The organism is Pseudoalteromonas sp. Angola-4 (assembly GCF_028599265.1).
GTDB classification, from domain to species: Bacteria; Pseudomonadota; Gammaproteobacteria; order Enterobacterales; family Alteromonadaceae; genus Pseudoalteromonas; species Pseudoalteromonas atlantica.
Genome location: NZ_JAQREK010000002.1, coordinates 428,538 through 454,675, shown reverse-complemented (window position 1 = coordinate 454,675; position 26,138 = coordinate 428,538). Strand labels below are relative to the sequence as shown.

Genomic DNA, 26,138 nt, shown 5'->3' with positions numbered 1-26,138 from the left:
ACCTATGTCCTCATCGGTTGAACATAAGATTAAGCGATTGTTAGTTGTAGATGACGAGTATTTTAATTATGAAATGCTTAAATCTGCCCTGACCTCAAAATTTGATGTTAGTTATGCTGACTCGGGGAAAAGCTGTTTGGCGTCTGCCATTGCTAACCCGCCGGATATTATTTTGCTTGATGTATGTATGCCTGGCCTCGATGGGTATGATACATGTCGGATGCTTAAGCACACGCCTGAGACTAAAAATATACCTGTTGTTATGGTTTCGGGCTTAGAGTCGCCCTCGGAAAAGCAAGCTGGCTTTGATGCAGGGTGTGATGCCTATGTAGTAAAACCGTTTTCGATGGGTACTTTATTTGAGCAAATAAACACGGTTGTTTAAAGGTGATGCATGTTTACTGAAGATAAGCGCAATTTTAGACGTATGCAGGTTAATACCCCTGCGCAATTAACAACAATAGAGCCTGTTGCTGGGCTTAATTATACCGCAGAATGTGTTGATTTAAGTGCCACTGGGTTATCACTACATTTAGATGACTTGCTTGAGCTCGATACTTTGCTACAGGTTAATATAGAGTCGACTCACCCAAGTATTGCCTCTTTAAATGCAACGGCTAAAGTTATACGTGCTAGCAAAGAAGACGATGGCACTATTACCGCAGGATTAGAAATAGTTCAGTTTAACTAAATTGAATAAACACCTAGCGGCTGGCTTTTGCTATCGCGGGTGTTAAACAACGTTCGATTTTATTACCTACGTCCTTGTAGGTAATAACAATAATTTTTAGTAAACCTTACAAATCAAGCCTTTTAAGTAAAAGCCTTCAGGGTAACTGCCAGCAATAGGGTGATCGGCCGCTTGATTTAAACGCTCCATAATCAATAGCTCTTTACCTGCATCTAGCGCAGCGTCTGCTACCACTTTTTGAAACAAGTTTTGCTCCATTAATCCAGAGCACGAGAAGGTAAGTAATGTACCGCCTGGCTTTAATATTTGCATAGCAATCATGTTTATATCTTTATAACCACGACACGCACCGGTTAGCTGCGCTTTATTGTCTGCAAATTTTGGTGGGTCCATCACAATAGTGTCAAACTGTTTGCCTTCCTCACGGTATTGGCGTAATAGCTTAAACACATCTTGTTTTACAAAATCGACTTTATTTAAATCTAAGTTATTGTGCTCTACGTTACGCTTAGCGGTATCCAGTGCTGGTTGTGATACATCAACATTAGTGACGTGTTTACAGCCACCACGTAGTGCGTAAAGTGAGAAAGTACCTGTGTAGCTAAAGCAATTTAATACGGTTTTATCTTTTGAAAAGCGCTCAAGTGCTGCGCGGCTATCACGTTGATCCAGGTAAAAGCCTGTTTTATGACCTTCTAAAATGTCTACTTCAAGCTTTAAGCCATTTTCTTCAATAACCACCGGCTCTGAAGGTTCGTTGCCCCACAGTACACCTTTAATAGGTTCTAAGCCTTCTTTGGTGCGCACGTCTACATCTGAGCGCTCATAAATATTCGCACCAGGAAAAATAGCCATTAACGCGCCTACAATTTCACCTTTATGGCGCTCAGCGCCGGCACTTAGTAATTGGCAAACTAAGGTGTTATCAAACTTATCAATGGTTACACCTGGCAAGTAGTCAGACTCAGCAGCACACAACCTAAAGCCAGTTAAACCGCCTTCGGCTATTGCATGCTCGCGGGCATGTAAAGCACGGCGTAAGCGACGCTCAAAAAAGTGTTGGTCTATTACTTCTTTTTCATCAAAGCTCCACACACGCGCTCTTATTTGTGAGTGAGGGCTATAAGCAGCGGTGGCTAAAAATTTACCTTCGCTGTCGTGAATGGTAACCGTATCACCTAGGCCTGGTTTACCTTTAATTTTTTTGATGGCTTTTGAAAATAACCAAGGGTGTTTTCTTTTTAATGATTTTTCGCGACCAGCTTGTAGGTAAACGGCAGATGACATAAGACTTCTCAGTTGTAATAAATAAGCGCTGTATTTTAGTCAAGCATAGGGCAACATACAATGAATGTTTTGCAAGGGAGGTGTAAAGCACGTTAAAGTACGGATAATTCTCATATAAATTAGTTTTTTGGAACATCACTGTGGCCAACACTGCTTTAAGCCCTGAGTTACAACAGCTTGATTCTCAATGTCGCTCATTTATTACTTCGTTAATACATGCCGATGTAGCACACGACATAACACATATTGAACGCGTAGTGCGTGTTGCCATTCAATTATGTCACGCCGAGCAAGCCAATATGAATATTGTTTTGCCGGCGGCGTGGATGCACGATTGTGTTGCGGTGGCAAAAAACCACCCCGATAGAGCAAAAGCATCTACTATGGCGGCAGATAAAGCCATTGCGTTTTTAAAATCAATTAACTACGACGCATGTTTGTTTGATGATATTCATCATGCTATAGCCGCTCATAGCTTTAGCGCCAATATAGCGGTTAAAACTGTAGAAGCGCAAATCGTGCAAGATGCCGATAGAATGGATGCACTCGGTGCAATAGGCGTTAGCCGTTGTATGAAAGTAGGGGGCTCTATTAGCCGCTTACTGTATAACCCTGATGACCCATTTTGTGTTAACCGCGAAGCAGATGATAAAACCTATACCCTTGATCATTTTTTTATTAAATTGCTTCATATTGCTAAGAGTATGAATACGCCCTCAGCTAAAGCCGAGGCAGAGCGACGCACAGAGTATATGTATGCGTTTTTAGAGCAGCTAAAATCAGAAATTGGTCAATAATATGAGCGCTCCGTTATTATCGGGCATTGATCATTGCCACCTTAATGTTGCAAACATCCCAGAAGCGCTAAAGTGGTACAAGCAGGTACTAGGCTTTAGCGTCGTTGAAGAGCTTGCCTTTTGGGATGAAAATGGCAAGGGGCCACTCACACTTGAAGATAGCGCAAAAACAACGCGTTTAGCGTTATTTGAAGGACAAGGGCGAAGCAAAGGTATTGCGTTTGCAGCCACCGGTGCACAGTTTATTCGTTGGGTTGATTATTTAAATGGCTTAAACATAAAAACTGTACTGGCCGATCACGGTGTAACGTTTTCGCTTTATTTTAAAGATAACTGTGGGAATAGTCACGAAATAACCTCTCATGACTACCCGCACATAAAAGCGGTATATGGTGGTGTAAAACAAGGCTCGCGCACGCGCAATACTTAGTGTTGCTCTTGATATGTGTTTTTAATTGCGATTATAGCATCGAGCTTATTTACAAATAAATTGATGAGGTGGGGGTCAAAGTGTTTACCCGCTTGTGCTTGCATATGCTCAAGCGCCTCTTCTACACCCCAAGCCTCTTTATACGGGCGTTTTGAGGTAAGGGCATCAAATACATCTGCAATAGCCACAATACGCCCTTCAACCGATATTTGTTCGCCTTTTAAACCATTAGGGTAGCCACTGCCATCCCACTTTTCGTGGTGCTCTAGAGCCAGTTTATGGGCAAGTTGTAATAGCGGTGATGAGGAATTTGCTAAAATTTGCGCGCCAATAGCCGCATGCTGTTTCATGTGGTCAAATTCGTCAGGGGTTAATCGCCCTGGTTTTAATAAAATAGCATCCGGAATACCTATTTTACCTACATCGTGCATGGGGGCTGCTTGGCGAAGTAGCTCTGCTTGTTGCTCACCCATGCCAAATTCTAATGCTAATAATTTACTGTATTGGCTCATCCTAGCAATGTGCTCGCCAGTGTCTGTGTCTTTGTACTCTGCAGCGCGGCCTAATCGATGTACTAAATCAACATGGGCTTGCTTTAATTGCTCGGCTTGTACAAGCGATAAATGCGTTTTAACACGTGCGCGCACAATCGCAGGGCTAATAGGTTTAGTAATGTAATCAACAGCACCAAATTCAAAGCCTTTAAACTCATCGCTTTCATCACCCAAAGCCGTTACAAAAATAATTGGGATATGCGAAAGCGCGGGTGTGCTTTTAAGTATTTCGCACACCTCAAAGCCATTCATATCGGGCATCATGATATCGAGTAATATAAGTTTAGGCTGTTCTTTTTCTAGTAGCGCAAGTGCTGCAGCGCCCGATTTAGCAAAAGACATACGGTATTGATTACCTAATACTTCTCGCATGACTTTTAAGTTAGCAGGTTCATCGTCAACGATTAATATACGTGGTTTGTCGTTGCTAAAATCCATTCAATATTCTCATTCTTGGGTAAACTCTTTAATTAGACCGTCTAGGACGTGTTGCGCCTGATCAAAGTCAAATTCATCAAATGCGTTTACAACCTCATTTATTTGAGTTTGTAAGTGTGCAGGGGCGTTATTTTCAAGCTGCGCTAGCAAATCATCGTTGAGCTCGGCGCTTTGCGCTTCATGGTGTAGCGTTTCACACAGTGACTTTAATTCAGCCGCGTTTAGCGTGCTTTTTTGCTCAGTATTTTCACTCTCTGCAGGCGTGATTTGTGCGCACTCATCGCCTGATATTAATTGCGTTATTGTCTCTAACTCGTCTTTTATTTGTGTTACTAACGCTGTAGATTGCTCAGAAGTTTGCTCACGCTCTAACTTGGCTAATAAAGTCATTAATGTTGTTAGGCCTAAATTACCGGCGACCCCTTTAAGGGTATGTATCAGGCTATTGGCGTCTTTAATCTCAGATAACTTACTGTTAAATAAAATATCAAATCGTTTATTGCTGTCATTTATAAATTTGGCAATTTCGGTTAACTGTTTGCATTTATTACCCCAAAGCATCACACCTTTTTCAAAGTCGATGTGTTTAGCCTCAGGGTCTGATTGGCTAATAACCATATCTTTAGCAATACCTAAGCCAAGCACCTGAGCAATTTCTTGGTTAAGCTGATTTATATCTATCGGCTTATTAGCAAAGCCGTTCATGCCAGCACGTTTAGCTGTGAGTTTATCTTGTTGTAGGACGCTTGCCGTTAACGCAATAATGGGGGTAAATTTAAGCTGCCTTTGCTTTTCTATGGCTCTAATTTTTGTGGTTGCTTCTATGCCATCACACTCAGGCATATGAATATCCATTAAGATGACATCAAAATCTTGTTTCTCGAATATTGCAATAGCCTCTAAACCGTTGCTTGCTTTGCTTACCAAATGTTGATCTTTAGAAAGTAATAACGAAAGCAGCTCGGTGTTTTGCTCAATATCATCCACCACAAGTACCCTTAGCGATGGTAATTGAGTGTGCAGGCCATCGAAATGGTCTATTTTTTCTGCATCGCCTTGTTTAAGCGGTAAAGAGAAGTAAAAGCAGCTACCTTTGTTTTCTTCACTGACTAGGTTTATAGTGCCGCCCATTAGCTCTACTAATTGTTTACTAATGGTTGTTCCAAGGCCTGTACCGCCAAAGCGACGAGTAGTGGTGCCATCGGCCTGAACAAACGGCTGAAATATAGCTTTAACACGGTCTTTGGCAATACCTATGCCGGTATCTTGCACTTCAAAAAAGAGCTGATCAGTTTGCGTAGTACTTACAGTTAGCTCAACCGAACCTTGCTCGGTAAATTTAATGGCGTTACCGATGAGGTTAGTTAAAATTTGCCTTAACCTATCTGGGTCGCCATAGTAAGTTGTGGCAACAGAATCTTTAATGTTCAACTTTAAACGCAAGTCTTTCTTTTTTGCTTCAAGCCAAAATGTCGAAATAATGCTATCGAGTACTTGTTTTAAACTAAAGTGAACGGGTTCAATAGTTAGCTTTCCGCGCTCAAGTTTTGCGGTATCAAGCACTTCGTTAAGTAACCTTAATAATGAACGCGCCGCATTATTAACTGTAACCAAGTGCTTTTGCTGTTCTTGGTTTAGCGGAGTGTCCATCAGTAGGTCGCTAAAACCGATAATAGAATTCATCGGCGTGCGGATCTCATGGCTCATATTAGCCATAAAAGATTGCTTAGCGTGCGCTGCTTCTTCAGCTTGCAATTTTGCCTGCTCAAGTTTGTCTTCGTATTCTTTTTGTTCTGTAATATCAACCAATACCCCATCTATCCACTGCGGGTTATTATCTTTATCACAGGTAATACTGCCTTTATCTAATACCCAGGCAACTTTGCCGTTACGGTGGCGAATACGATACTCTACCGAGTACTTTAAACTTGAGGTCATGGCTTGCGCTACGGCTTCGTTTACCGTTGGCTGATCTGTTTTCAAAATAAGATCGTTAAGTTCTATGCAGCTTTCTGTGAACTCTTCTGGCGTGTACCCTGTTAGTTCAGCCACTGTTGGGCTGATAAATAACATGCTCCAGTTTTCGTCGTACTTACAGCGAAAAGCAGCGCCAGGCATATTATCCATTAAAGAGCGGTACTTTTGCTCTTTTTCAATAAGACTTTGCTGCATAGCGCGTTGTTCGGTTAAATCGGTGATAAAGCCAACATATAACGGCATATGGCCTGGCTGATTAACTTCCCCTATACCTAAGCGAATAGGAAAAAGGTGGCCATCTTTGTGTTTGGCAGACACATCCCTATTTATACCAATTACTTTTCCTAGATCTACATTTTTGGCGTGAGACAAATAGCCATCATGGTGGCGAGCGATTTCATCGGCCATCAGCATTTTTACATTATGACCTTGAACTTCGTTTTCTCGCCAACCAAAAATTTTGCTGGCAGCTTCGTTAAAGCTCAAAATAATGCCGGTGTGATCTATAGTCACAATGCCATCAATAGCAGTGCCTAAAATAGCATTTAGTCGAGATTCATCCGCCGATTTTTCCTCAAGCAGTAAGCGGTATCTAACCATGCCATTTATAACTGCAATGACACAGGTTATAGCAACGGTCGCGGTAGCTACGGCAATAGCCACAAAAGCAAGCTCAGTGGTTGACTCTTGATAATCGGGTAAAAGCGGAGAGGTTGCAACAAAGCGGGTAGCAGCCATACCCATATAGTGCATACCTGCCACCGCTGAGCCTAAAATAACAGCGGTAATAGAGCGCGCTTGCAGTTGTGATAAATTAGGTAGCAAACGCGTTAAATGATAACGCGTAAAAAGTGCTATGAACGATAAACCAACAGCGACCACAATTGATAAAGCAAATATGATTGCATCGTAACGTAGTAACGGGGCCAGCTCCATTGCTGCCATGCCGCTGTAGTGCATTGTACCAATGCCTGAGCCTAGTAAAATAGAGCAAATAATAAGGTGTTTGTATGACCCTTGCGATTTTACTAAAATCGAAAAAGCGTACTGACATGCAATAAACGCCGGTAAAAAAGACAAAACGGTAATGATTGGGTCGTAGTGTATTTCTGTGCATAACGAAAAGGCCAACATACCTATAAAATGCATACTCCAAATACCGGCCGATAAAACAGTGGCACCGGTCACATTGGCTAAGCGTTTATAGCTTTCGAATTGCGTTTGCTTTGCTACATCAACCAACCAGATCGTAAAAAAGGCAGCAAAAATAGCGGTAATGACCGATAAACTAACCAGTATAGGGTTATATGCACCGTTGATAATGAGGCTCGGATCGTGGTCGGTTATAAAAAATGCAGACAGCATAGTGGCTCAAATTAGTATCTTTATTGAACTAGTTTAATAGATTTATTATATAAATAAACTGTTAATCTAATAATTTATATTATAAATTAGCGATGTTACTTTTTAGCATTAAAGTATTAACATGCGTAGCGTACTTTATTAATAAGACGAGATTTTGCGTAAATAAAAATAATAATAAACACTGAGCCCATTTATTTATCGCTAAATAACTGCATTGATTAAATAAGGCTTTATAATACGCTTTTATTTATATTTAGAGCATACACCTTGTTTGAGTATCAGCTAAAACGCAGTGCAAGGCGTAAAACAGTGGCAATAAAAGTTAGCCAAAAATTAGTTACTGTTTATGCGCCTACACACGTGCCAAAACTACAAATAGAACAATGGCTGTTTAGTAAAAATGAGTGGGTAACTGCGCAATTGCATAAACAACTTAACGCCATTGATACTCATCAACACCCGTTTAAAAACCAGCAAATAATGGTTTTTGCTAAGCCATATACTATTACTTTTGCAAAAGGGACACGCTCACATGTTCAGCAATCCGATAGCGTATTTACTATTTACACTTCTAATCGAGTAAAAAAACAGCCTGAAAAACGCAAGCAGCTACTTTGCCTTGCCCTTGAAGAAACGCTAACAAACTACATTGAAATGCGTTTAGCTTATTATAGCCAACAGATGTCAGAAGCATTACCGACTAAATTGACGATTGGAAGTTATAAACGTAAGTGGGGGAGTTGTAATTCTCGGCGAGAGCTAACCTTTAGCCTTAACCTTGTTGGGGCACCTCATCATATAATTGATTATGTTATTGTTCACGAATTGGCTCATTTAAAGCATTTAAACCACAGCAGCGCTTTTTGGAAGCGCGTAGCTAACTTTTATCCCGATTATAAATCTGCATCAGCATGGCTTAAAAACCACGGGGCAACATTACAGTGGGTATTTGATAATTAGTCTAAAAATGAAGTTTTAAATAGTAATGAAAAAGATATAGAAAAGGATACTGAAGATAAGAAGTGGTGGAGGGAGCTGGATTCGAACCAGCGAAGGCTGAGCCGTCAGATTTACAGTCTGATCCCTTTGGCCGCTCGGGAACCCCTCCACACTATTTTGTTACATTTGGCCCCACTTAACTTAGCGGTAAGAAAAGTGGTGGAGGGAGCTGGATTCGAACCAGCGAAGGCTGAGCCGTCAGATTTACAGTCTGATCCCTTTGGCCGCTCGGGAACCCCTCCAATGCAACGGCGCTGATAATAGCAAACTGCGTATTTAAGTAAAGAAAAAAGCTAAAGAAATTTGAAATAAAGCCGATAAATATCTATCAGTTATCATAATCGGCTAAAGACTATGCAAATCGATGATTTGTTAATCACAGAGAGTCAACTAAAGACCAGGCTAAATAAAAGTGTGCATGAAAATCGCAGAGGCGAATTTTCACTTTTATTAGCGATGCTATCGCACGATGCGCTGGATTTTAGTCAATTTCACTTGCCAAAAAGTGAAACGCATAGTGCTTATGTAGACGAAGAACAGTTAAGGGAGCGCTTTGGTGCTGGACCAAAGCAATTATTAGCTCCCGAAAAATTTGATATGACCATAGGGCAAGAGCACGCGTCGATGATTGTTCAACAAGGCGAGCAAGCAGGTATGAAAGCAATAAAATTAAGCCACTGCTTAAACCCTGAGCCACTAGCGATTAGAGATGACAAGTTACATATCCCTTTAACAGTAATCGATAATTGTGAACTATCAGTACGCAGACGCTTAAATGACACGCACACCGCGCTTGCAAGTCCACAAATGGACGCCGCAGCATTTTATGACGATTTAACTAATGAGGCTATACATAAGCCATTGCTTGTTGCTAACGCATAAAAATAATTTAACACTTGTGCGTTTTAAAAGCCTAAAACACCTTATATTTAATAACCGGTTATGCAATAAAATAGAACAATTCTTTTTTTGTTTAAAAAAAGCATCCACAAATTAAATGCAATTGCTATAATGGCTGCAAATGGTATGACTTGAGTGCCATTATCATTAAATCAAGGTAATTAGGAACGTAATGAAGAAAACATTCACGCTAAATCATGAGAAAATCAAATACCCTCGTATGGTTGATGCTGCAAAGCATGAAGTGAAAAAATATTTGAAAAGAGAGCGCAATAAAACGCTACCTGTTGAAGCTGATTACTGGGCGTTTGACTGTAAGTTTGGCACAAGTGCCGATGATGCCGAAGTTGTTCACGTAGCTGAAATTAACAACAAGATCAGCGAAATCGAAAAGCAGGCGCTTACTTCATTCTATGTTGAGATTTTAGCTAGACCTGCGCAGCGTGAATCGTTCGATCTAGATGATGATGAATAAACCAATAGCAATATTGTAGAAAATGGACCTAGATGGTCCATTTTTTGTTTATGGCAGTTATTAACATGTTTAGTGGTATAGAGTAGCGCTTAAATAAAAAGCTATTTTTATGCTAAGTGTTTAGCTTATTTTATACACTGTGACACTTTTTATATTTTTTACCGCTTGCACATGGGCAGGGGTCGTTTCTGGCAACTTTTATATCGGCGACCGGATTAATAATACCCTCTAAATAACGCCATTCACCGTCCTCTTTTATAAAGTCTGATTTCTCATCCAACTCACAATATAAGTTTTGGTAAAAATAATACGCGTTAAAGGCAACATAACCTCGCTCATCACTTTGCTGCGTATCGCGCACAACTAATTTTACAAAGCGACAGCTATTGGCAAAGTCAGCAATTTCATTTACTGGGTTTTGTGCTTGTTTTTCTTTGGCGTAAGTTTTAAATACATAAGATGCATTTTTTAATGCATAAGCACTAAAGCGCGAACGCATTAGTTGCTCAGGTGTTGCTGGGGTTTTTATATCAAGATGATAAGGCTGGCAACAGTCACCATAATTAAGCTGACTGTTGCATAAGCAAGCGCTAGTACTGGTTACACTCATAAAATACTAATTAACATAAATTAAAAATGTATTTTACCAAGCTTATTGAGTAAGTGATATTGCTGTAGTACTGGTTTTTTTAGTAAAGCAAAATAGCTTAGCGCTTCTTTTGTCTAAATTAAGCGATAAATTAACAAGCTGCTGTTCACTTACTATATCTGTCCAAGTAATAATGGCTGCAAAGTTACCATTATGAAGTGCTGAATTAAGCACATACTCTAAATTTACTAAATGCTTTTGTCTTATTACAAGCAGTTTGCTGGTATCTATAGAGCAGCTATCTAGTAAGGCTTTACTAGGCACATGGTCGGGCGCAATCAGTAAGGTCCACGCGTTAGAGCGATTGTATTGGTGCAACACTTTTAGCATTTCAAACGTAGCAGAAATTTCATCTTCTACTTTTATTAAGTTTACCGACTCACTTTCATTATGTTGTTGGTAGCTTTTAACGGTTCTTACGGTAATTGGCTGTAGCATAGGTCTCACTCACTGGGTTTATATACAGTACACGTATACAGTAGTTTATACAGTTGTTGTGTGCAAGCGTTTTTTTGTTATTTTTTATACAGTTAATGGTTTTAAAAAATAAATAATAAAAATAATACTTTAAAAACAGTGGGTTATAATTTAAGCCGTGTAAGTGAAAGCTGAGGGTGTTTGCAGTACTGTATAAAGTGTAGCAGCGTTATACAGTACTTAAGGGATGGCTATACAGTTATTTTAGTGTGTTTTACAGTGCTTAGCTGTTAGCTATACAGTAGTTAGTCATTTTTTGGGATTAAGTGGGCAAACTGAATTTGGTGGATTTGCTCATACAAACTGGCTGCATAGCACTGAGCGTCTTTAAGACGTTTGGTGTCGATATATTTTCTTAAATCATCTAAAGCAGCGGTTGCCGGTTCATAGCCTTGGCTGCTGGCTAAACTTAACCATGCTGCTGCGTGAAATACGCTTTTTGGTACGCCTTGGCCTTTGACAAAAAATAACCCTAAATAAAACTGGGCGCGATGATTTCCGGCCATTGCGGCAAGGCGCATCCACTTAGCTGCCAACGGTGCTTGGTTATGCTTTAAATAATACAGTGCTTTGTTAAGTGTTGTTTGCTCACTTATATCACTATTGTTTTCAGCGCTGTGGTTTGTAGGCTGTGTTACAAAATCTAAAATATTGTTTAATTGCTGCTCTAAGTCTTGTCCGCTAGGCTGAGTCTTATTCATATATTTTCTTTTTTATAGTTTCTACGTCAACAGTTTAGTATATCGCAAGGTAAAATGTCCTGTTTATACTTAATTTTATGGTAAAATCACGTCACTTTTTACTATCACAAGTCTATTATGCTCGAAGCTCTATTTAAACTCCGCGAAAATAACTCCAATGTGCGACGCGAAAGCATTGCTGGAATCACTACTTTCATTACTATGGTTTACATTGTATTTGTAAACCCTGCAATGCTTGCGGAAGCAGGCATGGATCAAGGTGCTGCATTTGTTGCTACCTGTATTGCGGCTGCTATTGGCTGTTTTATTATGGGATTGTGGGCTAATTACCCTTTAGCACTTGCGCCGGGCATGGGTTTAAACGCATTTTTTACTTACGGTGTTGTACTGGGCATGGGTTATAGCTGGCAAGCTGCATTAGGTGCGGTATTTATGTCTGGTTGTATATTTTTAATATTAAGTTTGTTTAAGGTCAGAGAGTGGATAATTAATGCTATTCCTTTGGTTTTAAAGCAGGCTATTGCCACTGGTATTGGTGCGTTTTTAGCGTTAATTGCGCTTAAAAATGCAGGCATTATTGTTTCAAGCCCAGCTACATTAGTACAGCTTGGCGATATTACTTCGGCAGGTCCTTTATTAGCTATTTTAAGCTTTTTTGTCATTGCTGCTTTGCTTTATCGTGATATAAAAAGCGGCGTACTTATTAGCATTTTGCTAGTAACGGGCATTGCGTTAAGCCTCGACTTAGTTGAGTACCACGGCGTAATGTCAATGCCACCATCTATTTTACCTACCTTCATGCAACTTGATTTTGCAGCGGCCTTTGAGCTTTCTATGCTGAGTGTAATTTTTGCGTTTTTGTTTGTTGATTTATTTGATACATCAGGCACGTTAGTTGCGGTAACTCAAAAAGCAGGCTTAGCCGATGAAAAAGGCAATATGCCACGTTTAGGGCGTGCTTTAAGTGCAGATAGTACAGCTACTATTGCGGGTGCAATGTTAGGTACTTCTACCACTACTTCTTATATTGAGTCTGTAGCCGGTGTATCAGTTGGTGGGCGTACTGGCTTAACAGCTGTTGTTGTGGGTATATGCTTTTTACTAATGATGTTTTTTGCGCCGCTTGCGCAAATGGTGCCGGCTTATGCAACAGCGGGTGCTATTTTATACGTTGCGGTATTAATGCTGCAAAACCTTAAGTTTGTAAACTGGGATGACATGAGTGATGCAATTCCGGTAAGTGTGGTACTACTTATGACGCCACTTACATTCTCTATTGCGCACGGTATTGCTCTTGGTTTTATATCGTACACTGCGGTTAAAGTACTGTGTGGTAAACGCGATCAGGTTAGTATTAGCGTGTGGATTTTAACAGCGTTATTTATTATCAAGTTTGCATTTCTATCGTAATAGTTAATACCTATTCTTTTAGTTAGAGTTTTAGCTTGAGGGTGGGTAAACATTTATTATTTAGTGGCTATCGCTCATTGCCACTGCATTGTTATACCTTGCGTATCTATGTTGTGGTAAATGAGCGTTTATAACGTGGTGAGCGCTAGGTAGTGCCTCAAAATACGTTAGTATTTACCCATTGGTAAAAGCTTAACAGATACAAAAAAGCCCATACATTATGTATGGGCTTTCTTTTGGGTATTTAAAATTACCATTTCTTTTTAGGTGCAAATAATACGTCTAAGTCATCTTGCTCTGCTTCTGCTTTTTTCTTCAAGGCAGTGGCATTTGATGCTTTTAGTTCGGTGCTTATTTCTTCTAAATAGGCTTCAACTTCTTGGCGTTTTGCGTTTACGTATTCATCAGAATAGGTAACGGCACTAAGTGTGGCATAGGCTTTTTCAAAATATTGCCTAGCAGAGCCCACCATGCTCGCTGAGCGAGCAGATAAACCGCGTTTAATTTGGCTTTCTATGTTGATTCTAAGTTGTAACTTTTCAAGGCGCTTATCTTCTGCTGCAAATACTTGGCTATCTACACGGCCTTTACTGTGCTCAGAGCGCATAATAACTCTAAGCTTTTTTATGCCCTGAATTAACGAGACTAACTGCTTATCATTACTTGGTAACGATAAATTGTCGCTGCTATTACCTTGTACTGCACCACTTAGCTTTTCTTTAGCTTCGTTCATTCTGCTTTTTAATGCTTTAGAATTAGGTGAATGGTTCACCATAGCGTTAAGTGCTTCGTAACATCTACGTTGTAAAACGCGTATAATGTTTTCAGAAAGCGGAATATTAGCGCTATTCATAAGTGCTTCTTCGGTTTCTTCAATTATCGCTTTTTGTTTTGTTAATTCTTTGCGACGTTCAACTTCTTGCTTTTCTTTATGCTGCTGTACAGCGCTTACCCACAGTGCAATCACTATCAGTGCCACTATAAGCACAATTATAATCGAAACGATCATGGCTTAATTCTCGGATTCATAATCTGTTTTTTTATATTACATCAAATATATGCTTTGAGGGTAGCTTTGCGCTGATTAACTTAAAAATATGTTAAAAATTAGATATAAGAATAATGTATTATAAGTTGAACCTGAATAAACATCGCTATCTGCAGCGGGTTTATTATGCTAGCCTTAATGCTTAAATAATGAAAATATACGTGCTTACTTTGCCAAGTTTTAACTAAATTAAACTTGGTTTTGCTTAGTATTACCATCATATAAGCTTAATAATAACGTTAAAAACTGCAACCATGAAATTACAACAACTTAGATACATCGTAGAAGTTCAAAACCATAAGCTAAACGTATCAGCAACTGCTGAGAGTTTATTTACCTCACAGCCTGGTATATCTAAACAAGTGCGCATGCTTGAAGATGAGCTAGGTGTACAAATTTTTGGCCGCAGTGGTAAGCATTTAACGCATGTTACAGGTGCCGGCGAAGAAATAATTAACATTTCTCGCGAAATTTTATCTAAAGTCGAAGGTATAAAAGCGGTTGCTAATGAGCACACGCTGCCTGATCAGGGTAAACTAAATATAGCCACCACACATACGCAAGCTCGTTATGCTTTGCCAAGTGTTATTCAGGGCTTTATGAAAAAATACCCAGCAGTTTCGCTGCATATGCATCAAGGTACACCACAACAGATTTCTGATGCGGCAGCGCGCGGTGACGCAGACTTTGCCATTGCAACTGAAGCACTTCATTTATACTCAGATTTAGTTATGCTGCCTTGCTATCATTGGAACCGCAGCATTGTGGTGGCAAAAGATCACCCTCTAGCACAAAAGGCCGACAATTTAACCGTTGCCGATATAGCGCAGTATCCGCTTATTACGTATGTATTTGGGTTTACTGGGCGCTCTGAGCTTGATAAAGCATTTAACGCGCACGGCCTTGAGCCGCACATTGTGTTTACTGCAACCGATGCCGATGTAATTAAAACTTATGTAAGGTTAGGGCTAGGTGTGGGTGTAGTTGCCTCAATGGCTGTTGATCAATTAAGTGACACAGATTTAGTGTGTATTGATGCCAGCCATTTATTTGAAGCTAGCACAACTAAAATTGGCTTTAGAAAGGGCAGTTTTTTACGTACTTATATGTATGATTTTATTGAGCGTTTTGCCCCGCATTTAACTAAAGAGCGAGTAGAGCGAGCCAGCTTATTACGTAATCAAGAAGATGTTGATGCGTTATTTGCCGACATAGAACTGCCAGTAAAATAGTAAGACTTTAAGTATACAAATACTAAAAAACCGCGTATTGCTAAAATACGCGGTTTTTTGTTTTTATACGCTTAACATTCAATAATGTTTACCGCTAATCCACCGCGTGCGGTTTCTTTATATTTGGTTTTCATGTCGTTACCGGTATCGAGCATGGTTTTAATCACTTTATCAAGCGACACCTTTTGCTCGCCACTGCCACGTATTGCTAGGCGAGAGGCATTAATTGCTTTAATGGCACCCATGGCATTGCGCTCAATACACGGTACTTGTACCAATCCGCCTACAGGGTCGCAGGTTAGGCCTAAATTATGTTCCATGCCTATTTCGGCGGCGTTTTCAACATGTACTACATTACCACCAACAATTTCGGTGAGTGCGCCGGCAGCCATTGAACAGGCAACACCTACTTCACCTTGACAGCCTACTTCTGCGCCCGAAATAGAGGCATTTTTTTTGTATAAAATACCAATCGCCGCTGCGGTTAATAAATAGCGTGTGGCTATGTCGCGGTCCACTTCTTTAATAAATGTGTGGTAGTACATTAAAACGGCCGGCAATATACCCGCAGCACCATTTGTTGGCGCCGTGACTACGCGCCCACCTGCGGCATTTTCTTCATTTACGGCTAAGGCGAATAAATCCACCCAATCCATTGCTCTGAGTGGGTCATTACTCACTTCTACATTTAGCTTTAAATACAAACTAGGTGCACGGCGTTTAACTTTTAAACCACCAGGTAAAATTCCCTCGGTGCGCATGCCACGTTCAATACAGGCTTTCATTACTTGCCAAATATTAAACAACTCGTCTTTAATATCGTCTTCTTTGCGCAGCGTTTTTTCGTTATGCATCATTAAAGTAGATACACTAAAGCCTGATTCTTTACACAGCTCTAGTAAATCTTTTGCACTTTCGAACGGGTAAGGAGCCGGGTTTTGCTCGCGAATATCAAGGGCTGCTTGTTTTTCGTTTTCAAATTCTTCATCGGTAACAATAAAGCCGCCGCCAATAGAGTAGTACACTTTGCTATATACTTTTTCGCCATTATTTGAGGCAATAATTTCCATGGCATTAGAGTGCTTAGGTAAGGTTTTACGGCGATGAAAAACAATAGCCCCTTGCTTAGGAAAATTCGCTTTATGGGTTTGGTTGAGGTATATCACTTGCTCTTTTTCAATGGTGGCAAGGATATCGTCAACTAAATCGGCATCTATTGTTTCTGGGTCGTAGCCGGCAAGCCCTAATATAACGGCTTTACCAGAGCCATGGCCTACGCCGGTTTGACCCAGTGAGCCATAAAGCTCTACCTTTATATCGGTAACAGAGGTTAAAAGTTGTTGCTCTTGTAGGTCATTAACAAATAAGCGCGAGGCACGCATTGGGCCAACGGTATGTGACGACGATGGGCCAATACCAATGCTAAACATATCAAATGCACTGATCATACTATGGGTCTCTACTTTATTTACTCAGCCCGAAAGCTGTTCTTTGAACGGTCGAGTATCATAACGTTAATTCTATATTATGTAACTATTTGGTAGTAAGTTTTACACTGGTAGGGCAAGCTGTTTTGTAAAGTTTTTTATAATGCTAGCCGTTGCTCCCCACAGTAATCCGTGCGGTGTACTAAACCCTTGCAAGGTGATGGTTTTGCCAAAACGTTGAAAAGGAATAGGCTGCCAATTGGCCTCGTTTGAAAGCTGGGTAAGCGACAGTAAAAAGCTAGCTTGCACTTCATTGTAATCGTTCTCCCATACTGTGTGTTCATCAAGTAAACCCACAAATGGGCTAATGCTAAAGCCAGTTAGGGTAGAGTATTGTGGCAGCTGCCCGAGCACTTTAACATTACTTGGCGCTATATTAAGCTCTTCGTGTAGTTCTCGAAGCGCTGTGGTGCGCAGGTGTTTATCGCTTTGCTCAAATTTACCGCCGGGTAAACAAATTTCCCCAGGGTGATGATGTAAATAAGTAGGGCGTTTGCACAATAAAATATGCGCGTGGTTATCAACATCAATAATAGGCAGCATAACCGCACTGGCACGCTTTTTACGGGTATCTTTTATTTGATTTGGCGCAGCAGTAGGGCTTAGCTGAAACCGCGCCATAATATGTTCACTATTCAAAGCGTTCTACTGTTTTAATAAAGGAAGTATTTTATTCACTTTATCGTATGTTTCTTGGTATTCCAATTCGACTTTAGAATCAGCGACAATACCACCACCGGCCCAGCAATAAATGTGTTCGTTATGACAAACCAATGTACGGATTGTAATACTGGTGTCCATATTACCGCAGGCGCTTAAATAACCTATAGAGCCACAGTAAATACTTCGCCTATGAGGCTCTAGCTCTTCAATTATCTCCATAGCTCTAATCTTAGGCGCGCCAGTGATTGACCCTCCGGGGAATGCTGCTTCAAGTTGATCAACACACGTTTTGCTTTCATCTAGCTCTGCCGTTACGGTACTCACTAAGTGATGCACTGCCGGAAAGCTCTCAATAGCAAAAAGTGAGGGCACCTTTACAGAGCCAGGTTTTGCAACTTTACCTAAATCGTTACGCAGTAAATCAACAATCATTACGTTCTCTGCGCGGTCTTTGGTTGAGTTTTCAAGGGCTCTGGCTTGCTGTTGATCTGCGATTGCATCTGCCATGCGTGGCAAAGTGCCTTTGATAGGTTTTGTTTCAACTATATTGTCGTGAACTGCAATAAAGCGCTCTGGCGATATTGATAAAATGGCGCCACGTGGGTGATTAATAAAGCTAGAAAATGGCGCTTTATTAGCCTCACGCAATACTTTGTAGGCTTGGAATGGGTCGCCTTTAAAACCGGCACTAAAGCGCTGTGCTAGGTTGATTTGATAGCAATCACCGCTTTTTAAATAATCTTGTATTTGCGAAAATTTGTCAGCGTATTCATGTTCACTCATATTTGAGTGCCAATTGCTGGTGAGCGAAAACTGTGCAGGCGCTACATCGTTTGCTAAATATTGCTGGTAAAGCGCTAAACGATGTACTTCAGGCTGGGAAACGTAAAACCAGCTTTGCTGGTGTTTATCAAATATCAGCGCATCTAAATAAAGGCCAATGGCCATTTGTGGCAACGTTATATCGTGTTTTGCCGTGCGTGGCATGTGCTCAATAATACGCCCTAAATCGTAACCAAAATAACCAAGCCAGCCGCCGTTAAAAGGCAGGTTATTAGCGGCTTTTTGCGCGTTAAGTTTACTTAGCTCATCGTTCATTATTGTAAAGGGGCTACGCGAGTCAAGCTGCTGATTAAATACGCTTTGATTATTGTTTACTTCTAAAATAGCGTGAGGCTCTATCGCAATAATATCAAAGCGACTATTTATGTGCTCGCTATTGGCTGAGTCTAGTAATACGGCATAGGGTAAATGCGCAAAATGCGCGAAAACATCAATGCAGTTTTGTGTTATGGCTAATTTTACACAATTTTTTTCATTGTTTAGCATTTACTGCCCCTTTAAGAACTGGCTCGAAACGGGCTGGGAGGGTATCATAAGTCAAATTTTTTTGGCAGCGTTTAGTATCAAATCTACGTTGTAATTAAAACAGTGCAAACCACCGTCACCGGTTTGGTATAGATTACGCTTAAGCGTAACGCTAACTTAAGGAACCACTATGAGTACAATCCGTCAGCAAGACTTTATTGATAGCATTGAAGATGCGTTGCAATATATCTCTTTTTATCATCCCCTTGATTTTGTTCAAGCGCTAGAAAAAGCCTACAACAAAGAACAAAGCAAGGCTGCAAAAGATGCAATCGCGCAAATTTTAATTAACTCGCGTATGTCGGCTGAAGGCAAGCGTCCATTGTGTCAAGACACGGGTATTATTACCTGTTTTGTAAAAGTAGGGATGGATGTTAAGTGGGATAAAACAGATTTAACCGTACAACAAATGGTTGATGAAGGCACACGTCGCGCATATTTAAATCCAGATAACCCACTACGAGCTTCTATTGTGGCTGACCCTGCTGGCACACGTAAAAACACTAAAGATAATACCCCTTCAGTTGTGCACATCGATTTAGTGGCGGGCGGCGAAGTAGAAGTAATGGTTGCAGCGAAAGGCGGCGGCTCAGAGAACAAAAGTAAAATGGTTATGCTAAACCCATCTGACGATGTAGCTGCATGGGTAGAAAAAACGCTACCGACAATGGGCGCTGGTTGGTGCCCGCCAGGCATGCTAGGTATAGGCATTGGTGGAACCGCCGAAATAGCAGCGGTAATGGCAAAAGAGTCGTTAATGGACCCGGTTGATATTCATGAGCTTATGGAGCGCGGTGCAGAAACAACGGAAGAAAAACTGCGTTTAGAAATTTTTGAACGTGCTAACAAGCTAGGTATTGGCGCGCAAGGTTTAGGTGGTTTAACAACGGTTGTTGATATTAAAGTAAAAACAGCGCCTACGCATGCGGCATCAAAACCTGTTGTGATGATCCCTAACTGTGCTGCTACGCGCCACGTACACTTTACACTAGACGGCTCAGGCCCTGCAGATTTAAAAGCACCTAAACTAGAAGACTGGCCAGAAGTGACGTTTGAAGTAGGTGAAGGAACTCGCCGTGTTAATTTAGATACGTTAACTAAAGAAGATACCCGCGAGTGGAAAATGGGAGAAACACTTTTACTCTCAGGCACTATTTTAACAGGCCGTGATGCTGCTCATAAACGCTTACAAGATATGATCAATTCAGGTGAAGGTTTACCTGAGGGCGTTGATTTTGATAATAAGTTTATTTATTACGTTGGTCCAGTTGATGCTGTAGGTGATGAAGCTGTAGGCCCTGCAGGCCCTACTACTGCAACACGTATGGATAAATTTACCGATATGATGCTAGAAAAAACCGGCATTGTAGGCATGATAGGTAAAGCTGAGCGTGGTCCTGCTACAGTTGAGTCGATTAAAGAGCATAAATCGGTTTATTTAATGGCGGTAGGTGGTGCGGCATACTTAGTATCTAAAGCAATTAAAAAAGCACGCGTGGTTGCCTTTGAAGATTTAGGTATGGAAGCAATCTACGAATTTGAAGTAGAAGATATGCCAGTTACGGTTGCTGTAGACAGCGAAGGTGCTAACGCACACACGCAAGGCCCTGCAATTTGGAAAGCTAAAATTGAAGAGCTAGACGGCAAGCTTAAATAAAGGTTTACGTAATCTAATTACAAAGCGAGCTTAGGCTCGCTTTTTTTGTATTTTTTTTATGAAATATTAAAAAAGCGCAAATTGCCCCTTCAAATAAACACCTCAGACCAGTTACAGTAAATCTGCTTTTTTCTTCATAAACCTATACACTGTGCGACTTTGCTGGGAGGGGAGCTGTGTAATACAAGGTTTACACTTGGCGTTACCTTTACGTTCACGTAAATGTGAAAGCGCTTTTTAACGGTGTTGTTAGCTTTAAATTTAATTTATGTGCCTTTTGTTGAATTTTATATCCATATTTTATTGCTATTTAGATTTATTAATTCACAAGGCTGGCTTTTTACGGGTTTAACTTCTCATTATGTGGCACCCTTAAAAATGAAGTGGTAAAGTTTCGTCAATTTCCAGCGCTCATCCCTCTCACGGGTAAACTATTTTGGAGTAATTACAGTGGCTGTGTTTAATCAAGCTGAATTTGATAACCACGAACAAGTGGTTTTTTGTTCTGACGAAGTGTCAGGTTTAAAAGCAATTATTGCCGTACATAATACTAACCTTGGCCCTGCTGTTGGTGGTTGTAGAATGTGGGACTATGCCAACGATGAAGATGCCGTTTACGATGTTTTACGTCTCTCTAAAGGGATGACCTATAAAAATGCGGTTGCTCGCCTACCGTTTGGTGGTGGTAAATCGGTTATTATTGGCAATGCAAAAGAGATTAAATCAGAGCAGTTATTTCGAGCTTTTGGTCGTCAATTAGAGCGATTAAATGGCCGTTACTATTCTGCCGAAGATGTAAACATTACATGTGATGACGTTGCATTAATGAATAAAGAAACAAATTATGTGCTGGGCTTGGAAGGAAAAAGCGGTAATCCGTCACCTTTTACAGCTTACGGTACGTTTTTAGGAATTAAAGCGGCATTACAGCACCAACGCGGACATCAAGATTTTGCGGGCATTAAAGTGGCTGTACAAGGTTTAGGTGCAGTCGCCTATGGTTTATGTAAGCATTTAGCGCAAGCTGGTGCAAAATTATTTGTAACAGATATCAATCAAGATGCTGTAAAGCGGGTAGTAAATGACTTTGGTGCTACGGCGGTGGGTATTGATGAAATTTACGACCTTGATGTTGATGTATACGCACCTTGTGCATTAGGTGCCACCATTAATGATGAAACCATTGCACGTATTAAGGCAACCATTATTGCTGGGTGTGCTAATAATCAGCTAGCGCAGTCTCGTCACGGTGAAGTACTTCGTGAAAAAGGTATTTTGTATGCACCCGATTACGTTATTAACGCTGGTGGCATTATTAATGTGTATTACGAAACTGCACCACAAGGCTACAGTGAGGCGGCGTCTAATAAACACGTTGAAGGTATTTTTGATACCTTAACCGAAATATTCACCCGTAGTGAAAAAGAGCAAAAATCAACGCATTTGATTGCCGATGAGTTAGCGCAAGAGATAATTCAAAACGGCCTGTAAATTTACCCCGTTTATTTAAACTAAGGCGTACAGTGGTACGCCTTTTTTGTTTATACTCTATGGCGTGGTAATTTTGTGGCCAAGACCCTTATGGCAATCCGGCCTAATCGTTAACGACAAGCTTATGGATATTATGACTGATACAAACGCCTTAATGGAGCCCATCGACCTTGATACATGGCCTCGCCAACAACACTTTGAATTATTTAAAAACTTTACTCAGCCATATTTTAATGTGTGCGTAACACTTAACGCCAAGCCTTTATTTGAATATTGTAAACAAAATAAATTGTCTTTTTTTCAAGCATATGTGCATGCCACATTAAAAGCCTGCCACGCTTATAACCCGATTATGCTAAGAATTATAAATGAATGCCCATGGCGCTTAAAGCAAGTAAGAGCCAGTGTGGTCGAGCTTGCTAGTGATGATTCGTTTATATTTAGTTACTTTAATTATTCGCCTTGCCTTGAAGAATTTGCTCAGCACGCCACAGCTATAAGCGCCAATGCTAAATCTCAACCGTTATTTTCTCAGGCGTTTAATCAAACCGAAGGGCAGGCCGATTTGATACATATATCGGTTTTACCTTGGCTGAACTTTAGTAGTTTTTCGCATGCCTTTAGTGAAGGGAAAAGCTTAGGTATTCCTAAATTTGTGTTTGGTCAATACGATAAAACCACGGGCCTAATGCCGTTTTCGATTGATGTGCATCATTCGCTAATGGACGGTTTACACGTCGCAGCGTTTATAAACGTATTACAAAACAATATTGACGACTTTTGTAAAGATTAATTGAATTTAGTTAATGCAATGTATTTATTTGCTATGGTAGTATTTTTAGTTAGATAGGCGATATAAGTTAATTTGTAACGATTAGCTGATACGTTTACGACATTAAGTTTTAGCGACTTATTTAAGGTGCTTTTTAGCACGTATTATTAGTTGTTTACGCTATTGTTTAGTTTTAATTAACGCGCTTTTAGCGCTTAAACAAACCCTAGTGTATTCACCCAATGCGTATAGGGATTTTAACGCTTTGTTGGAGTGCACAATTTTGGTGTGCTCAGTGCCAAGTAAATTCTTTCCTACTCCTTTTAAATAACGATAAAACGCTTACACACAAGTAAAAGAATAACTAAGGCAGTTGATGATGAGACAATTAAGCATTATATGTTCTTTTTTCGTCATGTTTTTATGTGAAGCCCAAGAGCAAACCCGTTTACCGTTAAGTGATTATTTTTCTGAAACATGGAATACCCGTTCTGGATTGCCACACAACAGTATTAATAGCGTTACGCAAACCCAAGATGGCTACTTATGGGTTGCTACATGGGAAGGTTTGGCACGTTTTAATGGCCAAGAGTTTACAATATTAACCCGTGCTCATATTAATAACTTACCCGACTCGGGTTTAAGGGCACTCACTCCCACAAATAGTGGTGGGTTATACATAGCGGGGTCGCGCGGAGGAATTAGCTTATATCAACATAGGCAGTGGGATACCAAGCGATCAGCATCAACCATGGTTAATCATTTAATTGAAAGTGCTGATCAAAGCCTATGGTTAGCCCTTGAAAACGACGGCGTGTTTTATCGTGAACATAACAGTGATACCGACCTTGCGATTATTAAAAATGTGAGTGCTTATCGGGTTATAGAAGATCACGATGGGGTTATTTGGGCAGCAACCAGTGCAGGCCTTTATAAAATACACAACAAAATACCGACCTTAATGACGCCACACTTTGGTTTACCAAATACACCTGTCTATAACTTATTAATTACCCGTGGTGGCTCGCTTATTGTAGGAAGCGAAAAAGGCGCGTGGATCAAAACCAAGGCGCAGTTTCAGCCAATACATGAAAAGCTTAGCAATGAATCTATTTCCAGCTTATTAGAAGATAACCATGGAGATTTATGGTTTGGCACAATTAATAAAGGGGTGTTTAGGTTATCGCCCGATGGCGTAGAGCAGTTAGATGCCAATAACGGATTACCCGCCAATCGTATTTTATCTTTGTTACAAGATAGAGAAAACAGTATTTGGATTGGCACTAACGCCGGGTTGTTTCGCCTGCGTGAGTCGCCGTTTTCATCGTGGACCCAAAAAAGAGGTTTAGCGGGGGATTATACCCGCACAGTGCTTTCTCACTCCGATGGCAGTTTATGGGTGGGGGGAAGCTCTGGCTTAAATATAATAAAAAATAATCGCGCTACCTTGGTTTCAGGCTCTAAACAAAGCAGTCCTTATTCTGTGCTCAGTTTACACGAAGCACCCGATGGTAGTGTGTGGGCAGGTACGTATACCTCAGGTGTTTTAAAAATAGTTAATAATACCTTTACGCCGTTTATTAATCGTAGCACTGGCCTTGGGAGTAACGAAGTAAGGGCTTTATTATTTGATTCTAAAAACCGTTTGTGGATAGGCTCTGCTATGGGGCTTACGCGCATCAATGAAGATGGCAGCTTAAATCAATTTACAAATAAAAAAGACTTACCAAGTGGGTTTGTACTTGCACTCAGTGAAGATAACGCAGGCAATATTTGGGTAGGTACCGGCAATGGGGTGGTGGTATTTGATATTGTTAGTGAGCAATTTACAACGGTTGAATTCCCTCGTGAGTTTTCTGCGCAATATGCGTTTGGGTTTTATATTGATGATACCTATACTTGGATGGCCACAGATAGGGGCTTAGTGCGCTATGAGCTAACAAGCGGAAAAATGGCCATGCTTGGCTTAGAGCAAGGTTTACCTATCGATAAACTATTTCAAGTGGTGCCGCACAATGGCTCATTTTGGCTCTCGAGCAACCGCGGAATTATTCAAATCGATAAAAATCATATACAGCAAATCCTCGACGCTCCCGCGAGCGCTAAAGCACCCGTGCTTAACTATCAACTGTATGATGAAGGCGATGGGATGTTAAGTGCGCAGGCTAATGGAGGTTCAACCCCTTCGGCTGTAACGCATAACGATGGGAGTATTTGGTTTGCAACCGCAAAGGGGGTGAGTACCGTAAAACCCGCGCGCTTACAAGCATCAACGCAAATTGCGCTGCCGACCATTATTGAAAATATTTTTGTAGATGGTAAGCCTATTGCGCTTCCGCTTGAAGGAGAGTCGGTATTTTTGCCACCGGGGGTATCGCGTTTATCGTTTCATTATGCAGGGCTGAGCTTTATTATGCCGCAGCGATTAAATTTTCAAACCCAATTAAAGGGCTTTAACGATAAATGGGTTAATCGCCAACATATGACCGGTGCTGAGTACACTAACTTACCGCCTGGGGAATATACCTTTATGGTACGAGCAAGTTACCCTAACGCACAGTGGCAAGATAATCAGCAAGCTGTAAATATTGTAATTCAGTCATTTTTTTGGCAAAAACCGCAATTTAAGTTTGCAGTATTTGTATTATTTTTAATGGTTATTTTTGCTATATACAAATACCGTTTATACCACTACAAAAAAATAGAAATAGAGCTGACTAATCGCGTAGAAAAGCAAACCCAAGACCTACAAACGCAAGCCAATGCGTTTGCATACCAAGCAACACACGACCAACTTACCGACATGCCTAACAGGCGTGCTTTTGATAGCTGGCTTGCCCATAACTTTGCCACTTACAAACAGCAAAACCGGCCGTTAGCCATAGCTATACTGGATATTGATCACTTTAAGCGGATTAACGATAACTGGTCGCATATTATTGGCGACAAAGTGATTTGTACTATTGCAGAGCTGCTTAAAAATGGCTGCCAAGAAAACCAGCATATAGCACGCTGGGGCGGTGAAGAGTTTACAATTGTTTTTGCAGATAAAACCGCCGGCGAAGCAAAAATCATATGCGAAGCACTGCGCGAGAGCATTGCACAGCATGACTTTTCGGCCATTGGTGAGGGGTTAAGTGTAACAGCCAGTTTTGGCTTGTCTGACTCAACCAACGTCGGTGATTACGACCGTCTTTTATCGCGGGCAGATCAAGCATTATACAAAGCTAAAAATAGCGGACGAAATTGCACAGAAATTATCTGATTGAA

General features: G+C 40.6%; 23 protein-coding genes and 2 tRNA genes. 13 read left to right on the top strand and 12 right to left on the bottom strand.

Annotated features, from left to right (window positions below; genetic code table 11):
• The first annotated feature begins 4 nt into the window (after positions 1-4).
• A complete protein-coding gene (locus PSH48_RS04475; RefSeq protein ID WP_024034218.1) occupies positions 5-385 on the top strand; it encodes a response regulator in 381 nt (126 codons plus the stop codon).
• Positions 386-394: 9 nt separating this feature from the next.
• Positions 395-691 (top strand): PilZ domain-containing protein, encoded by a 297-nt coding sequence (locus PSH48_RS04470; RefSeq protein WP_004589184.1) that lies wholly within the window; start codon positions 395-397, stop codon positions 689-691.
• 96 nt (positions 692-787) lie between these two features.
• Here PSH48_RS04470 and PSH48_RS04465 read toward each other — a convergent pair whose 3' ends face one another.
• Entirely contained in the window at positions 788-1,978 is a 1,191-nt protein-coding gene (locus PSH48_RS04465; RefSeq protein WP_054983075.1) for a class I SAM-dependent methyltransferase, read from the bottom strand.
• 140 nt (positions 1,979-2,118) lie between these two features.
• Here PSH48_RS04465 and PSH48_RS04460 point away from each other — a divergent pair, with 140 nt between their 5' ends.
• Together PSH48_RS04460 and PSH48_RS04455 are read left to right on the top strand one after the other, a co-directional pair.
• The gene (locus PSH48_RS04460) at positions 2,119-2,775 is read left to right on the top strand and encodes an HD domain-containing protein (RefSeq protein WP_004589186.1); all 657 of its coding nucleotides are present in this window, start codon (positions 2,119-2,121) and stop codon (positions 2,773-2,775) included.
• A gap of 1 nt (position 2,776) precedes the next feature.
• A complete protein-coding gene (locus PSH48_RS04455; RefSeq protein WP_273610973.1) occupies positions 2,777-3,205 on the top strand; it encodes a VOC family protein in 429 nt (142 codons plus the stop codon).
• Here PSH48_RS04455 and PSH48_RS04450 read toward each other — a convergent pair.
• Both PSH48_RS04450 and PSH48_RS04445 read right to left on the bottom strand, forming a co-directional pair.
• Entirely contained in the window at positions 3,202-4,197 is a 996-nt protein-coding gene (locus PSH48_RS04450; protein WP_273610972.1) for a response regulator, read from the bottom strand. The two genes, PSH48_RS04455 and PSH48_RS04450, sit on opposite strands and share 4 nt — an antisense overlap.
• A 9-nt stretch (positions 4,198-4,206) precedes the next feature.
• Entirely contained in the window at positions 4,207-7,539 is a 3,333-nt protein-coding gene (locus PSH48_RS04445) for an MHYT domain-containing protein (protein WP_273610971.1), read from the bottom strand.
• Positions 7,540-7,848: 309 nt separating this feature from the next.
• On the opposite strand from PSH48_RS04445, the gene PSH48_RS04440 reads away from it, so the two are divergent.
• The gene (locus PSH48_RS04440) at positions 7,849-8,499 is read left to right on the top strand and encodes a M48 family metallopeptidase (protein WP_273610970.1); all 651 of its coding nucleotides are present in this window, start codon (positions 7,849-7,851) and stop codon (positions 8,497-8,499) included.
• A gap of 63 nt (positions 8,500-8,562) precedes the next feature.
• On the opposite strand, the gene PSH48_RS04435 is transcribed toward PSH48_RS04440, so the two are convergent.
• Both PSH48_RS04435 and PSH48_RS04430 read right to left on the bottom strand, forming a co-directional pair.
• Positions 8,563-8,647 (bottom strand) — tRNA-Tyr (locus PSH48_RS04435).
• Between the two features lie 48 nt (positions 8,648-8,695).
• Positions 8,696-8,780 (bottom strand) — tRNA-Tyr (locus PSH48_RS04430).
• A 112-nt stretch (positions 8,781-8,892) separates the two neighbouring features.
• On the opposite strand from PSH48_RS04430, the gene PSH48_RS04425 reads away from it, so the two are divergent.
• Both PSH48_RS04425 and PSH48_RS04420 read left to right on the top strand, forming a co-directional pair.
• Positions 8,893-9,420 (top strand): VC2046/SO_2500 family protein, encoded by a 528-nt coding sequence (locus tag PSH48_RS04425; protein ID WP_004589191.1) that lies wholly within the window; start codon positions 8,893-8,895, stop codon positions 9,418-9,420.
• 190 nt (positions 9,421-9,610) lie between these two features.
• Complete coding sequence (locus tag PSH48_RS04420) at positions 9,611-9,913, top strand: DUF6172 family protein (protein WP_004589192.1); 303 nt, start codon at positions 9,611-9,613, stop codon at positions 9,911-9,913.
• Positions 9,914-10,043: 130 nt separating this feature from the next.
• Here the strand turns inward: PSH48_RS04420 and PSH48_RS04415 are convergent, their stop codons facing one another.
• From PSH48_RS04415 to PSH48_RS04405, 3 genes are all read right to left on the bottom strand, one after another.
• Positions 10,044-10,523, bottom strand: coding sequence for a YchJ family protein (locus tag PSH48_RS04415; protein ID WP_029774254.1), 480 nt, complete (start codon positions 10,521-10,523; stop codon positions 10,044-10,046).
• Between the two features lie 42 nt (positions 10,524-10,565).
• On the bottom strand, positions 10,566-11,000 hold the full coding sequence (locus PSH48_RS04410; RefSeq protein WP_273610969.1) for a SulA-like leucine-rich domain-containing protein: 435 nt from the start codon (positions 10,998-11,000) through the stop codon (positions 10,566-10,568).
• A gap of 284 nt (positions 11,001-11,284) precedes the next feature.
• Positions 11,285-11,740, bottom strand: coding sequence for a tetratricopeptide repeat protein (locus PSH48_RS04405; protein ID WP_273610968.1), 456 nt, complete (start codon positions 11,738-11,740; stop codon positions 11,285-11,287).
• Between the two features lie 117 nt (positions 11,741-11,857).
• Here PSH48_RS04405 and PSH48_RS04400 point away from each other — a divergent pair, with 117 nt between their 5' ends.
• Positions 11,858-13,150, top strand: coding sequence for an NCS2 family permease (locus tag PSH48_RS04400; RefSeq protein ID WP_004589400.1), 1,293 nt, complete (start codon positions 11,858-11,860; stop codon positions 13,148-13,150).
• Between the two features lie 250 nt (positions 13,151-13,400).
• On the opposite strand, the gene PSH48_RS04395 is transcribed toward PSH48_RS04400, so the two are convergent.
• The gene (locus tag PSH48_RS04395) at positions 13,401-14,159 is read right to left on the bottom strand and encodes a hypothetical protein (protein ID WP_064386676.1); all 759 of its coding nucleotides are present in this window, start codon (positions 14,157-14,159) and stop codon (positions 13,401-13,403) included.
• Positions 14,160-14,452: 293 nt separating this feature from the next.
• On the opposite strand from PSH48_RS04395, the gene cysB reads away from it, so the two are divergent.
• Entirely contained in the window at positions 14,453-15,430 is a 978-nt protein-coding gene (gene cysB, locus PSH48_RS04390) for an HTH-type transcriptional regulator CysB (RefSeq protein WP_024032357.1), read from the top strand.
• Between the two features lie 71 nt (positions 15,431-15,501).
• Here the strand turns inward: cysB and PSH48_RS04385 are convergent, their stop codons facing one another.
• From PSH48_RS04385 to pabB, 3 genes are all read right to left on the bottom strand, one after another.
• Positions 15,502-16,878 (bottom strand): L-serine ammonia-lyase, encoded by a 1,377-nt coding sequence (locus PSH48_RS04385; RefSeq protein WP_004589403.1) that lies wholly within the window; start codon positions 16,876-16,878, stop codon positions 15,502-15,504.
• Between the two features lie 102 nt (positions 16,879-16,980).
• Positions 16,981-17,556 carry an NUDIX hydrolase gene (locus tag PSH48_RS04380; RefSeq protein ID WP_039972509.1) on the bottom strand — a complete coding sequence of 192 codons (576 nt, stop codon included), beginning with the start codon at positions 17,554-17,556 and terminating at the stop codon, positions 16,981-16,983.
• A gap of 6 nt (positions 17,557-17,562) precedes the next feature.
• Positions 17,563-18,909 carry an aminodeoxychorismate synthase component I gene (gene pabB, locus PSH48_RS04375; RefSeq protein WP_273610967.1) on the bottom strand — a complete coding sequence of 449 codons (1,347 nt, stop codon included), beginning with the start codon at positions 18,907-18,909 and terminating at the stop codon, positions 17,563-17,565.
• Between the two features lie 169 nt (positions 18,910-19,078).
• Here pabB and PSH48_RS04370 point away from each other — a divergent pair, with 169 nt between their 5' ends.
• From PSH48_RS04370 to PSH48_RS04355, 4 genes are all read left to right on the top strand, one after another.
• Complete coding sequence (locus PSH48_RS04370) at positions 19,079-20,605, top strand: fumarate hydratase (protein ID WP_273610966.1); 1,527 nt, start codon at positions 19,079-19,081, stop codon at positions 20,603-20,605.
• Between the two features lie 450 nt (positions 20,606-21,055).
• Positions 21,056-22,096, top strand: coding sequence for a Glu/Leu/Phe/Val family dehydrogenase (locus tag PSH48_RS04365; RefSeq protein ID WP_273610965.1), 1,041 nt, complete (start codon positions 21,056-21,058; stop codon positions 22,094-22,096).
• Between the two features lie 154 nt (positions 22,097-22,250).
• Complete coding sequence (locus tag PSH48_RS04360) at positions 22,251-22,889, top strand: CatA-like O-acetyltransferase (protein WP_083901813.1); 639 nt, start codon at positions 22,251-22,253, stop codon at positions 22,887-22,889.
• 355 nt (positions 22,890-23,244) lie between these two features.
• Positions 23,245-26,133, top strand: coding sequence for a ligand-binding sensor domain-containing diguanylate cyclase (locus PSH48_RS04355; protein WP_337946964.1), 2,889 nt, complete (start codon positions 23,245-23,247; stop codon positions 26,131-26,133).
• Positions 26,134-26,138 lie beyond the last annotated feature (5 nt).